Here is a 14,148-nt window from a genome sequence, read left to right as displayed (position 1 = left end):
TCCCCTTCTTATTTTGTTATTTCCGCTCTAACATATATCGCCATACTATAGCGCATAGTATACTGCCTAAAATTGGGGCAACAATAAACAACCATAACTGGCTTATAGCTGCACCACCAACCAGCAGGCCCGGGCCTATACTGCGCGCAGGGTTTACAGATACGCCCGTAACCGGGATCCCTACAATATGAATCAGCACCAGGCTTAAGCCTATAGAGATGCCCGCGAACCCCCCATGTATATTTTTTGTAGATGTTGAACCGAAAATAACGAACAGGAATATAAAGGTAAAAACAGTTTCGGCAATAAAACCTGCCTGTAAGTTGTAATGTGCGGGGGAGGAAGCAGCATAGCCGTTTTGCCCTAAACCATTAACAGCAATATCATACCCATCTTTGCCCGATGCAATTAACAATAAGATACCTGCCCCCGCAAGCGCGCCTAATAATTGCGCTATAATATAAATTACGGCCTCGCTTGCTTTCATACGGCCGGCCACAACCATGCCTATAGAAATAGCAGGATTAATATGGCAGCCCGAAATATGCCCGATAGCATAAGCCATTGCCACTACAGATAGGCCAAAGGCGAAAGCAATGCCCAATAAGCCCACCCCGGTTGTACCATTTGCACCGGCAATTACTGCACTGCCGCAGCCCATTAAAACAAGAACAAGCGTGCCAAAAAACTCGGCAGCAAATTTGGAGGATGTGTTTGTTTCCATTTTAGGTTTTACTTAATAAGTGAAAAGTGTAGTTTGAGAATTGTTATACCTGTTATTAATACGGGGCACTATGTAAATATAAAGATCAGGCTTATACGTAGGTTATACTTGTTATCCACAAATAGCAAATTAAAGTTAATATTATAAACCCAGAATTATTATATTGCATTAGACATTTGTAATACAGTATGTTATGAAAAAGACGCTGCTGATAGTTATAGTATTCGGGCTGCTTTTTGGTTCGTGCAAAAAGAGCAACCACACTCCCCCTCCTACAAAAGTTACGATTGTTGGTAAATGGCAGTACAAAAAATCGCGCAGCCTTTTTATGGATTCGCAAGGCACAATATTATCTGAAGATGTAATTATGGATTATACCGACAATGATTTCGTGAAATACAATGCAGATGGCACAGGGCAATCAATGTTGAAGGGTAGCGAGGTTAATTTTACCTATAGTTTGAGCGACAGCACCCTTACGCAATATACATTACCCCGGTCGACAGGTGATAAGCCATTAATATTTACCGTGTTTGCATTAACTGTCACCACGTTTACACGGCATAGTGAAACGTTTGGCCCCGGAGAATTTAGGACAATCCGCGACGAAGACTTTGCTAAATTTTGACCGTTGCTTTTTGATCGTGTTGATTTCGCTGCTTTTTGGTTGAGGGAGTTTAAGTATAGAGCTATCAGGAACCAGAGTTATAAAGTCAACGCTTTTTTTGCTTACGGTACAGAGAGCTATCTCCATTTTCTTCTCAAATTTAACGTGAGTTTTATGGGCGATTGGTGAACATGAGCTTCCTGGTTGACTCACCTAAACGGTGAAGCCTCCTATAATAAGCCTCTCTTATACTGTAACGTTTGCAATAATCAAACGTCATTTAAACCATGAAAAAAAACGCCATCCTTACAATAACGATCATCATTTTTTTGGTAATCGCAGCCAAAGCACAGCAAAAAAAGTATGTTCCAAAAATAGAGCTCTGCAATTGTAGGTTTATGATGGATAGCACCTTTGTAAAAATGGCACCGGCTAATTTGAAGTCGGCTTTCTCTGCACCCTTTGATGGTATTGATAGTAGTTTTAAAACAAAATGCGGGTATCTGATCGTGCCCGAAAATCGTTACAAAGGCAATTCAAGGATGATTAAGTTGCCCTTTATAGTAGTCGAGAGCATAAACCCCAATAAAAAGAAGGATCCGATTTTATATACCGCTGGAGGTCCCGGCAATAGCTCGTTAGGTTGGACAATTGGGGCAGCTAAAAACGATTTCATTAAAGAACGCGATTGCATTGCAATTGAGCAAAGAGGAACCAGATATGCTTTGCCGCATTTAAGAACGTTTGAACTGGATGCCGCTATAAAAGAATCTTACCGGAAAAACCTGAATAAGGATAGCATGGTACTGGAAGGGGTAAAACGGTATAAAAAAAGTCTGGAAAGCCGGGGCATTGACCTGGCAGGATATAATACCGATGCAACCGTTTCTGATATTTACGATTTATTGACCACCCTGAAGGTAGATTCCATCAATCTTTTTGGCGGATCTTATAGCGGCGGACTGATGACTGCGGTGCTGCAGAAGCATCCATCTATGGTCAGATCACTTGTGCTCGACTCTCCGTTACCCATCTTTACGCCAATAGATGAAGATGAACCCGCCAATTTTAATGAGGCCTTAGGTATGTTATTCAAGCATGTAGAACAAGATTCTACAAATAAATTGCTGTATAGCAACCTGCAGCAAAAATTTCTGCAATATTTTAATGGCATTACCGGCAAAACGTTTTATTTACCATACCTAGAAAACGGGACTAAAGATTCTATTCGTATTGCTTACACTAAAAACGAATTGCTGGCCGAAATTATGAATGCAATGTCTGCCGATACTAAAAGAAAAGATGTAGCATATATTATCACGGAAATGATAAACGGCAGGCATAGCCCTTATGTAAAAGATTTTTTAGACAATCTTTTCCGCAAAAATCAGGCTCCGGATGGCATGAGGATCTCTGTTTACTGTGCCGACGAGAGCGCCTATCATAGTGAAGCGGTAATTCAACAACTATATAAAAGCTATCCATATCTTAACGGATACCATATAAATGATGTTTACAAAAGCATGTGCGATTGCTGGAAAGTACCGCCGGTTAACACTGTAACCAAACAACCTTATTATTCTACAAAACCTGTATTGATGGGAGATGGTGAGATGGACCCTAATTGCAGGCCATTATATATGCGGATGATCAACCATTATATGCCAAATGGCCAAAGCTTTTTATTCATGAACCGGGGCCATGGAATTGGCGGCAAAGATTGGAATGGCATGGTTCAGCAATTTTTGGATAATCCATATAAAAGGGTAATATCACCCAAACCGGATATTATTGCTTATTAAAACTTATCGGGACACAATCGCAACCATCTGTCAACTCTTAACCATACTTAAAGAAAAAACTTCCAGGGAAACTATCCTAAAATTTGGAGCATATAAAAAATGCTGTTGTTGCATTAAGCAACATAGTAGTATAAATCAGACTGCGCCCTAAGTTCTCAAACGAATGCCCCAACCCCATCCTTCCTTAATCAACTCTAAACTAACCTATTAAAGATATAAATATTTGGTATTGTTAATAATAGTATTTAAATTGTTTTAACTTAACCATCTGACAATGACTTGCTTTGCCCTCCTGCAGATATCTACGGTCATTATTTCTAAAAAGACGGCGATGCTATGCGCCGGGATCCTTAATATCACCAACTTCAGGCAAAGGCTATTTATCGCCCCGATATATGATAACATATGCCAACAGGCAATACCCCATTAACCAATAAACCACACTATCATGCATCCTACCCCTCAACCCATTCCTTATCGCTGCCGTTTGGTGGTGATTTTGCTGACGGTTACTTTATCCTTCAGCAGTTGTGTTACTTACCGCGTTCAAACCAAAAAACAGGAAGGCTCCGAATACGAGCAGCGAAGAGTAAGCTCGCTTTTTTGGGGCATACTTCAAAGCCCGAAAGTGGTGACTACCCCGGTTTGTGATTCGTTGGGATCGCAAGGAATGTCTGAGGTTTATATGAGGCGAAATTTTGGAGACTATCTGCTTAGTACCGTTACACTGGGTATTTATAACCCCAGCACCCTAAAATGGAAATGTGGTAAGCCCTGCCCTAAAACCGGAACCCTATAACCCCAATGTTATGAAGATCATTAAAACAGAAAATACTGCCTGGACTAACCGGCACGATACCTTCACAGAAACCATGAAAGACCTTTATGAATTGGGCAATGAGGATGATTTGGACGCCCTTGACAGCTATAACGATGCTACTAAAGGCTTTTTAAATATGATTGCCGAAGCTATAGCCACGCAAACGTGTTTGCGCCCCCTGGGTACCGGCTGGTCATGGGCCAGGATAGCGACGGTTGCAAACGGAATAATGCTGGATACAAAGCCGCTAAACACCCGTTTTAATATTACAGCTGAAAGTGTGGCCGCTGGTTACTCCGGCGATCCGGAGCATCTGTTATTTGTCCAAAGCGGCATGAGTATCCAGGAACTAGGTGATTTTCTGCGGGCAAAAAAACAATCGCTAAAAACTTCGGGGGCAAGTAACGGGCAAACCATAGCGGGGGCTTTAAGCACCGGTACGCATGGCGCAGCTTTTGATTTTGGCGCCGTACCAGAATTTGTGGTAGGCCTTCATATTGTGGTGGGGGCTAACCGGCATGTTTACCTGGAGCGGGCCTCGGCACCTGTAGTTTCTGACACGTTCGTTCAAAACATACAGGCCGAGCATATACTGGATGACGACCTGTTTAATGCGGCACTGGTTAGCTTCGGGAGCTTTGGCATTATACATGGGGTGATGATAGAAACGGATGACCTTTTCCTGCTGGAAACTTATATGCAGCGCTTGCCTTATGATGATTCAGACCAGGGTAAGATGTTAAAGGGAATAATGCAAACGCTGGATTTTAGTACTGCCAACCTGCCCTGTGGCAACGAGCGCCCTTTTCATTTCGGGGTGCTGATCAACCCTTATGACATGGATAAGGGCGCTTATGTAACAACCATGTACAAACGCCCCTTTACAACCGATTATAGCCCGGCGGTGGCTAACGAGGCCGGTATTGGGCCGGGCGATGATGCGCCCTCCTTTATTGGTTTACTCACAGATTCAATTCCGGCACTGGTGCCTACTATGGTTAATAAAATACTGGGGGCAAGCTTAACGCTCAGCGACCTGGATGCCCAGGGCCAATTGGTGAAAAGGTTGGGTACAGTAGGTGAAATTTTCAACAATACCACTCTGCGCGGCAAATTGCTTAGCGCGGCAGTGGGCTTCCCGATAGAAAAGGTGAACGAGGTTATTGATCTGATGCTGAAAGCGAATGACGACCTTGGCCCTTTTGCCGGGCTTTTCTCGTTCCGCTTTGTTAAGCAATCAGGTGCCACCCTGGGTTTCACAAAATTTAAACACACCTGCGTGATGGAGCTGGACGCAGCCCATTCAGACAAAGTGCATAAGTATTATTCGCAGATCTGGAAAATTCTGGAAGATAACAACATCCCTTTTACCTTTCATTGGGGCAAGGTTAACGAGCTTTCTCCAACAAGGATCAATAACATGTACGGCGACGCTGCCACATCATGGAAAGCCGCGCGAAACAAATTATTGGATGCGAATACTATTAAAGTATTTACCAATCCTATCTTACAAGAATGGGGATTAGATTAAAAAAACAAGATATAATGTATGGAACAGTAAAAAGCCTTTAGATTAAATCTAAAGGCTTTCCTGCATCAGTTTCACCAACGGCAATGTTAGCGCAGTTTTATTTGTATGCTATTGCCGCGCTTGATGGCCCTGCTAACGGGAGAAGCGAGGTTGATTTAAATCCTACAATATTTGCCCACCTGTTAAAGTCGGCAAATGTGTAATCAAATCCTGTTCCTGTTTCAATAAGCATATTCAAGCTCATCATCATACCAAAAACGTTTTGCTTTCTTTCATCATCTATTATGCCCTCAATAGCAACAAATGCCCCGCCACTGGGAATTGCGGCATAAGCCTTTCTCATTAATGATATCTTATTTTCTTCGTCCCAATCATGCAGAATATTGCCCATTACAACAACATCTGCATTGGGTATTGGCATAGTGAAGAAATCGCCGCTTGCGGTTTTTACACGATCTGATAACCCGAATTGCTGTATCGTAGCGTTTGCAATAGGCTCAATTGGCGGCAGGTCAAAACTTGTACAATGTATATGGGGATTATGCTTTGCAACCATTATTGAAAGCAACCCGGCCGAACCACCTACATCAATCAGCGTTTTATATTTTGTAAAATCAAATTTTTGAGCAAAGGTCATAAAATTACCCATTTGAATCCCGCTCATTGCATTGGTAAATTCTTTTAATTTTACAGGGTCCTTGTATATCAGGCCGAAAAAATCCTCGCTCCTTTTTGTTTCATTTTGCGGATGCCCGGTAAGCAGCCCCTCGCCCAGGTTCCCCCAAAATGCATATAAACGATTGTTCATCATTTCAAGGATCCCTCCAATATACGATGGCTTGTTTTTATCTAAGAATGTATCTGTATCCACGGTATTTGAATAAACAGCTGTTTCCAAAATACCTTCACGTTTTAAAAAACCAAATACGGCTAAAGCATCTAAAAAGTCATAAACATTCCTGTCTGTGCATTTGAGCCCTAAAATGTCTTTGACCTCTTTGGTATTCATCGTTTTCTTTTCGGCAAGTTTGGTGAACAATTGAAAACTCACTGCAGTTAAAAGAATTTTTGAGGCCCAAAAGCCTGTGCCAATTTTCATAATGTTTTCAGGCGATGGCTGGTTAGTTTGCTGTTCCATTTTTGCTATTAATTATCGGTTTAATAAATGGTGCCCCTTTCATAAAATCCTACCGGAGGCTGGCCAAATTAGGTTATCTAAAATACTGATATTTAATTTGATATAAAAATAAAGGAGTTTTGATAAATGGCTGAATATGTGCAACAGGCCTGAGAATTGAGTAGTAGCTACGATTTGAAGAAAAAACTGCGGTATTTGATTCAGATACTATTCTTAAAAACAAAAGCAAAGCACATTTTATGCTTCTTACTCTTCACCTTAATGCGGCCTTTAGACTATGAAGCTCGAATTCTTTTTTATGGCTGATTTGCATTGTGTGGAGGCTTTAAGATATCTTTAATTGCACTAATTGATGCTTGATCAAATAATGCATTGATTCTTTTACAACTATGTCTGTATTCGTGGGATTAAATCCTAATTCTTTTCTCGACTTTGTTAAATCAAAGTCCTGCTGCAATCCTGAAAACATAGCAATGTCTTTAGTGCTCAATAATGGCGCTTTATTATTTATTTTACTCCCTAATTCCATTAACCAGGCTATAACAAATAAAATAAATTTTGGTACTGCTACTGGTAATTTGATTTTTAATTCCGGAAAAAGCTGTTGTGCAATTTTAGTAGTCTCTTTAATAGACGTACATTTTTCATTTGCCAGGATATATCTTTCTCCGTTGATCCCTTTAGTTGCCGCTAAATAACAACCTTCAGCAACATCTTTTACATCTACCCAGTTAAGTGCTATATTAGTTTCTACCGGAATTTCTTTTTGCAGAATTAACTTGAGAATATTGTACGATACATTTAGTGGTGCAAAAGCTTCACCTCCTATCATAGCCGCCGGCAATACAGCTATCAACTCTATATCAAGTTCTTTTGCAAGTTTAAAGGCCAGTTGTTCGCCGTCATTTTTTGAGTTATAATATACATCCCTGCGATCTTGGTTATAACCGTAAAATTCCTTAGACGGGATGGTGGAATAATTTAACGCGGCTATTGAACTCACGTATACAATTCTTTTAACTCCGGCCTCGGCGGCGGCTTCTATCATGTTCCTGGTGCCCAGGATATTTACATCATAAATTTCTTTTTGGGGATCCCTGGCCCAAAGTTTAAACGCAGCGCCTACTGCATAAAAGGTCTCTACACCTTGCAGTGCCCTTACTAATGATTGCTTATCAGTAATATCTGATTGAACCACTTCACAATCCAAACCTTCAAAAGGTTTTTTATTACTAATGTTCCTTACTGATGCACGTACCCGGATGCCTTTACTAATAAGTAGCCGTACTAAATTGTTGCCAAGGTGCCCATTTGCACCGTTAACCAATGATAATTGTTGATTTTCCATTTATTGTTAATAATTAATGGTTCAAATCTGCCAACTATAAAAGTTAATCCACTTGACAAATGTTAGGAAAGCATCCGTTTGCGTATACGGCTCAAACTTTCAGGTTTCATGCCCAAAAAGGATGCGATGTATTGCACAGGTACATGATGGATAATAGCCGGGTAATTTTCAATAAGCTTTTTATATCGCTGCTCTGCTGTTAATGTAGCAAGCTCTTTTGAACGGTTCTCGTTGTAAGCTATAGAAAGTTGAAACACTTCAATGCTGAAATCTTTAAATGCTGCGCTTTTGCTGGTTAGTTGGTCTAAATTAGATTTTGTGATTCTAAGTAGTTCACATTCCGTAATGCACTCTACATTTTCATCAGCTTTTGTTTCATTGATAAAATGAACATAAGAAGTTAAAAAGCCCGGGGGGCAATTAATATGAGTGGTTACTTCGTCACCACTTTCATTGTAATGAAAAATGCGCATAAAGCCTTTTACAACAAAATACAAGTATTGGGGTATGTATCCGGCTTGTTCAACAATTCTGTTTTTAGGTAACAATACCGGCTCAAAATATGCTTTGCACAAATCACTATCGGCTTCTGTTAGCAATCCCTTCTGAGATATTATATTTAGCAAGTGCTTGTGCATGCCACGAAATTATCAATAAACAATAGGAATAAAAAAGCCCTTAGATTTCCGTCTAAGAGCTTTAAAGTAATCTCTCCCATCCTAACTGCCTGCCTGAGTTCTCTTTTAACGAGCATTGCCGTTACTAATTAATTGATTTTGTGATTATGAGTGTCAACAGGGCCGAGTACTTTAATAGCGCTCTCAGAAATCTTAGCGCATGGGTTAGTTGATTTTCAACGGTGCGTTTTGATATTCCCAACTGTTGCGCTATTTCATCATTGGTTAAATTATTCATCCTGCTTAATATGAATATTTCCCGGCAACGTTTAGGTAAATGATGTAACGATGTTTCAACAGACTGTTCCAACTCCAGGTATGCCATATTCGCATCGGCGTGGTTAATAGAGGGTGATTGTATTTTAATGCTATCATAATTTTCAACGTAGAGAATCGCTGATGTCTTTTTTGATCTCAGGTGCTTATAAACATGGAACCTGGCTGCTGAGGTTAAATAATTTTTAAAACAGTTTATTTTAAACTCGTACCTTTTTTGCCAGATATTTATAAAGATATCCTGCACGATCTCTGAACAGGCATCTTTGTCCTTTAAATAAGAGAAAGCAGTGCTGTATACATCACTCCAGTAACGCTCAAAGAGCGTTTCAAAAGCTTTAGTATTATCATGCAATATTGCCTCCCACAAGTCAGAGTCGGGGTATTGGTTCAGCATATAATTGGTTAAGTAAATATAACGGAATTATAATTTAAATAAAATGTGTTTTTAACAATTAATATTGAAAAATGGATACCCATAAATTTTTTTTTAAATTTTATGTGTGTCCGGCGCCTAAAAAGTCTCTTCTATAATAACCAGTTATAACATTCATGACGCAACAAGATTTCATCGATTTGTATGAAAAATTCATGTCGGGCGATTGCACGCCGGAAGAGGTGGCTTTTTTGGAAGAATACCGTGACAATTTTCAATTGAAAAATTTGCCTTGGGATGCAGAAATGGGTGATAAGCAAGAGGTTAAACGAGCAATATTGCACAATTTGAATGAAAAAATACAGAATAGAGCTGCAAAAAAGTTTAGAGAATACTGGATCGCAGCCGCTGCTTCAGTTGTTTTTGCCATAGGCTTTTTGTGGATGTTTGAGCAAAAAAGTCATCCAAAATTTGATAAACTGGCAAAAACTACACAAAGCAGTGGAAGGCCGGTTTTGCCGGGCTTTAATAAGGCTACATTAACTCTGGCCGATGGTTCAAACATTGATCTGAATGCTGCCAGGAGCGGGCTTCTTTCGAAACAAGGTGGAGTGTTGGTGGATAAGGCGGGTAATGGGAAGCTGGTTTACGATGCGAATTCTGCTAACGGAGACAAGGGTGTGGCGCTAAATAATATCTTAACCACGCCGCGGGGCGGACAATACCAGTTGGTTTTATCAGACGGAACAAAGGTATGGCTAAATGCGGCGTCTTCATTGAAATTTCCGGCAATTTTTACAGGGAAGGAAAGAAACGTTGAGTTGGTTGGCGAGGCTTATTTTGAAGTGGCAAAAAATAAGAATATGCCTTTTAGGGTATCTACAGGCAAGTTAAACATTGAGGTTTTAGGGACACATTTTAATGTAAGTGCCTATCAGGATGATGACGCTATAAAAACCACGCTGCTTGAAGGTTCGGTGAAATTAACCACGGCCAACAACAAAGCACTACTAAAACCCGGGGAGCAGGCAACATTAGGCCAGCAACAGCACATCAATATTCAAAGCATTAATACTGACGACGCTGTGGCCTGGAAAAACGGCTATTTTGTGTTCAATAACGAAAATATTCAGTGCATCATGAAAAAGATTTCGCGATGGTATGATGTGGAGGTGGTGTATTACGGAAAGGTTGATGAAAACGACTTCGGCGGCACAGTGTCGCGCTTTGATAGCGTAAATGAAGTTCTAAAATCATTGGAATTAACCGGAACTGTGCATTTTAAACTGGATGGAAGGAGGATCACCGTTATGCCATAAACTTACATTACCTATTAAAGTAAGTTACCAAAATAAACCAGGAGCGATTGCAGCGCTCCCGGTTGTCAAATCTGCTTTTTAAAGCAGCTAAAAGGGTAACTATCAATTGTTTCTACAACCAATTTAATTAAACCTTTTTTCAAATGTATAAAGATAATATTGCATTTCCATGCGGGAAGACTTCCTGCGTGACATTTAAAATCCTTAGGGTGATGAAACTCGTGCTAATTTTATTAATTACCACTGTTATACAGGTGAGTGCCTCATCTTATGCTCAAACTGTGAGCTTAAACTTAAAAGATGCTTCACTCAAAGAAGCTATGGATAGGATAAGGAAACAAACAGGTTATCATTTCCTGTACAAAACAGAAATGCTTAGCGAAAGTAAGCATGTAAATCTTTCGGTTAGTAATGAGCCTTTATTACAGGTGCTTGAAAAATGTTTTGCAGATCAGCCCATTACATACACTATTAATAAAAACAACGTTATCCTGCGCAAAAAAAACACCGACGAAGGTGAACAGAAACAGGCGATAAAGGTAAGCGGAACGGTAACTGATGAAAAGGGAGCGCCACTGCCGGGAGTAAGCGTAAAGGTAAAGGGAACTAACGTAGGGATGGTAACTGATGTAAACGGCAAATACGCGTTAACTGTTGATGATGCCACGGCAACCTTGGAATTTACTTTTTTGGGGTTCACCAAACTGGAGGTCCCTATTAATGCCCGTACAGAAATTAATGTGGTGCTAAAGGAAGCTCAAACGGCTTTAAATGAGGTTGTGGTTATTGGCTATGGAACGGTGCGAAGATCAGACCTTACAGGTGCTACCGCTTCGGTTAAAGGTTCTGATATAAAGGCCCAGGGTGTAAGTGATATTACAAGATCATTGCAGGGTAAAATGCCTGGGGTTACCATAGAGTCTGCCGGTGGTGATCCGGGAGCCGGAACCCGGATTATGATCAGGGGCGTTGGTACATTAGGAAAAGGAGATCCATTATATATTGTTGATGGTGTGCCAACGGCCAGTATCAACTATCTGAACCAGGTTGATATTGAATCTATTGATGTATTAAAGGATGCATCTGCCGCGGCTATATACGGTTCAAGGGCGGCAAACGGTGTGGTATTGGTTACCACTAAAGCTGGCAAGAATGGGGCACCTGTAGTACAGTTTACCGCAAATTATGGTAAGCAAAAAATAGCTAAGGAGATTGAAGTTTTAAATGCACAGGAATGGGCGAATGTTAGTAACGCGGCTCATGATAATGCAGGCTTACCACGGCTTGATATTGCCAAAAATCCGCAAACTTTAGGTGTGGGTACCAATTGGCAGGATGCCATATACAGAACAGCTCCTGTTCAACAGTATAATATGCTCATAAGCGGAGGTGGCGATTTTACTAAATACAGTGTTTCTGGAGGGTATAATGATCAGCAGGGAATTGTGGATGTAACCGGTTATAAGCGTTATAACTTACGTGTAAAAACAGAAACGACAAAAGGGCGATTGAAGTTTGGCGAAACCGTATTGTTGTCAAGAGAAAAATTTATCACCATGCCGGGTGGCTGGGGTGGTCAGGGGGGCAACCCGGTAGGCTCAGCAGCAAAAATGATCCCGGCATTTCAAATTTATGATCCTACTGCTTTAGGTGGTTTTGCAGGGGCTTATGGCCCTGTGGTTAATGTTGCCAACCCGGTAGCCCAGTTAAATCTGGAAAATATTAACCGAGAGTTTACCAGTATACTGGCCAATGCTTATGCCCAAGTAAACCTTTTGCCCGGTTTAAATTATAAGCTTAACCTGGGTTACACCAATAGTTTTGGCAGTGATTATGATTATTCTAAAAGATATACTGTAGGTACTCTGTTCTCCCATCCAACTAATGATATTAGTTTAAGGAAAGATCAAACGGTACTGCTTCTCTTAGAAAATACATTAAACTATGATAAGCACTTTGGTAAACATAGTTTACAGGCATTAGCTGGTTATGCGTATCAAAGCACTAAATTTAACTACACCGCTGCAGGTCGAACAGACCTGCCCGATGGAATTGACCAGATAGATGCAGGTGCCGGTATATCTACCACTGGTGGCAACAGACTTGAGAGTAATTTAGTATCGGTATTTGGAAGGGCTATTTATTCATACGATAACCGATATCTGGTAACTGCCAGTTTCAGGCATGATGGCTCGTCAAGGTTTGCCGGGACTAATCGTTATGGGGATTATCCCTCTATCGCGTTGGGTTGGAATATTTCAAATGAACGATTTTATGAGTCTTTAAAAAATACAGTTTCAACTTTAAAATTAAGGGTAAGTTATGGTGTTTTAGGCAACCAGGAAATTCCTGATTATCTGTATAGCGCCGCCATCGCCTCAAATATAAATTATGTTATTGGTACCGATCAGCAAAAATGGTTCGGAGCCATCCAAACAGCGTTTGCTTCTCCCAACATTAAATGGGAAAGTACTAAAACTTCAAATATTGGTGTGGATGTAGGTTTTTTTAACGACAAACTGAATTTAACCGCCGATTATTTTATTAAAAACACCTCTGATCTGTTGTTGAGGGTTCCTATACCAGGTTCGGCCGGAGCCATATCAAATCCGGTAGTGAATGCAGGCGATCTGCGTAATAAAGGTATTGAGGTTGGTGTTAATTTTAATGATCATATAGGTAAATTAAAGTACGGCGTTTTTGGTACAATAAGTGTTGTGAAAAATAAAGTAATAGCGCTTGGTACGGGCTCACAGCAAATTTTTGGAGGTCAGCCTACCCACCACGGAGCTTCAAGTACCCTAACCGAAGCCGGTGGTTCTATCGGCTCTTTTTACCTGATAAAGGATATTGGCATATTTAATTCACAGGCCGAAGTTGATGCCTATGCTAAAGATGGCAAGCTTATACAGCCAAATGCCGCTCCCGGCGATGTTAAATTCCAGGATACCAATAACGATGGACAGATAAACGATAATGATAAAGTAAACGCGGGCAGTCCATTCCCCAATTTTGAGTATGGCTTTGGCATAAATGCATCCATATATAACTTTGATATCAATATGTTTTTTCAGGGTTCTCAGGGTAATAAGATCTACAATGGTTTAAGGCAGGATCTGGAAAGCACAAACCTTGATTTTAATTACTCCAAAACAATGCTTAACGCCTGGACACCTGATAATCACTCTAATGTGCCAAGAGCGGTTACCAGCGATCCAAATTTTAATAACCGTACATCTACCCGTTTTCTGGAAAGTGGCTCTTATTTAAGGATGAAGACCTTGCAAATTGGGTACACTTTAACTAATGCACTGGCAAAAAAAATGAGGATAACATCTTTACGTGTTTATGCAAGTGCCGATAACCTTTTTACAATAACAAACTATACTGGTTTTAACCCGGATTTAGGCAGAACAACGACTAGCGAACTGAGTATTCTTAACCGTGGTGTTGATTTTGGACACGTGGCTTATCCACTGGCCAGAACTATTTCACTTGGTATTCAATTATCATTGTAATTAACAAAGCGC

Annotated in this window: 11 protein-coding genes; 6 read left to right on the top strand and 5 right to left on the bottom strand. The window is 40.5% G+C overall.

Annotation, left to right across the window (positions count from 1 at the left end):
* Positions 1-16 precede the first annotated feature (16 nt).
* Positions 17-724, bottom strand: coding sequence for an aquaporin Z (aqpZ, locus tag NPE20_RS24605; protein ID WP_256541365.1), 708 nt, complete (start codon positions 722-724; stop codon positions 17-19).
* A 193-nt stretch (positions 725-917) separates the two neighbouring features.
* Between aqpZ and NPE20_RS24600 the strand changes: the two genes are divergently transcribed.
* From NPE20_RS24600 to NPE20_RS24585, 4 genes are all read left to right on the top strand, one after another.
* Positions 918-1,352 carry a hypothetical protein gene (locus NPE20_RS24600; protein ID WP_256541364.1) on the top strand — a complete coding sequence of 145 codons (435 nt, stop codon included), beginning with the start codon at positions 918-920 and terminating at the stop codon, positions 1,350-1,352.
* Positions 1,353-1,618: 266 nt separating this feature from the next.
* Positions 1,619-3,133, top strand: a complete 1,515-nt coding sequence (locus NPE20_RS24595; protein WP_256541363.1) for an alpha/beta fold hydrolase — start codon at positions 1,619-1,621, stop codon at positions 3,131-3,133.
* A gap of 448 nt (positions 3,134-3,581) precedes the next feature.
* Positions 3,582-3,932: a Bor family protein gene (locus tag NPE20_RS24590; protein ID WP_256541362.1), complete on the top strand. Its 351-nt coding sequence runs from the start codon at positions 3,582-3,584 to the stop codon at positions 3,930-3,932.
* Between the two features lie 10 nt (positions 3,933-3,942).
* Positions 3,943-5,484 (top strand): FAD-binding protein, encoded by a 1,542-nt coding sequence (locus NPE20_RS24585; protein WP_256541361.1) that lies wholly within the window; start codon positions 3,943-3,945, stop codon positions 5,482-5,484.
* A gap of 97 nt (positions 5,485-5,581) precedes the next feature.
* Here the strand turns inward: NPE20_RS24585 and NPE20_RS24580 are convergent, their stop codons facing one another.
* From NPE20_RS24580 to NPE20_RS24565, 4 genes are all read right to left on the bottom strand, one after another.
* Positions 5,582-6,622, bottom strand: coding sequence for an acetylserotonin O-methyltransferase (locus NPE20_RS24580; RefSeq protein WP_256541360.1), 1,041 nt, complete (start codon positions 6,620-6,622; stop codon positions 5,582-5,584).
* A gap of 325 nt (positions 6,623-6,947) precedes the next feature.
* Positions 6,948-7,970 (bottom strand): NAD-dependent epimerase/dehydratase family protein, encoded by a 1,023-nt coding sequence (locus NPE20_RS24575; protein ID WP_256541359.1) that lies wholly within the window; start codon positions 7,968-7,970, stop codon positions 6,948-6,950.
* Between the two features lie 62 nt (positions 7,971-8,032).
* A complete protein-coding gene (locus tag NPE20_RS24570) occupies positions 8,033-8,608 on the bottom strand; it encodes a Crp/Fnr family transcriptional regulator (protein WP_256541358.1) in 576 nt (191 codons plus the stop codon).
* Positions 8,609-8,732: 124 nt separating this feature from the next.
* On the bottom strand, positions 8,733-9,320 hold the full coding sequence (locus NPE20_RS24565) for an RNA polymerase sigma factor (RefSeq protein ID WP_256541357.1): 588 nt from the start codon (positions 9,318-9,320) through the stop codon (positions 8,733-8,735).
* Positions 9,321-9,475: 155 nt separating this feature from the next.
* Between NPE20_RS24565 and NPE20_RS24560 the strand changes: the two genes are divergently transcribed.
* Both NPE20_RS24560 and NPE20_RS24555 read left to right on the top strand, forming a co-directional pair.
* Complete coding sequence (locus NPE20_RS24560; RefSeq protein WP_256541356.1) at positions 9,476-10,618, top strand: FecR family protein; 1,143 nt, start codon at positions 9,476-9,478, stop codon at positions 10,616-10,618.
* Positions 10,619-10,830: 212 nt separating this feature from the next.
* Positions 10,831-14,136: a TonB-dependent receptor gene (locus NPE20_RS24555; protein WP_256541355.1), complete on the top strand. Its 3,306-nt coding sequence runs from the start codon at positions 10,831-10,833 to the stop codon at positions 14,134-14,136.
* Positions 14,137-14,148: the final 12 nt, after the last annotated feature.

This window comes from Mucilaginibacter aquariorum (assembly GCF_024498135.1).
Classification (GTDB): Bacteria; Bacteroidota; Bacteroidia; order Sphingobacteriales; family Sphingobacteriaceae; genus Mucilaginibacter; species Mucilaginibacter aquariorum.
The sequence above is the reverse complement of the archived record's forward strand: the minus strand, read 5'-3'. Positions and strand labels throughout refer to the sequence as shown.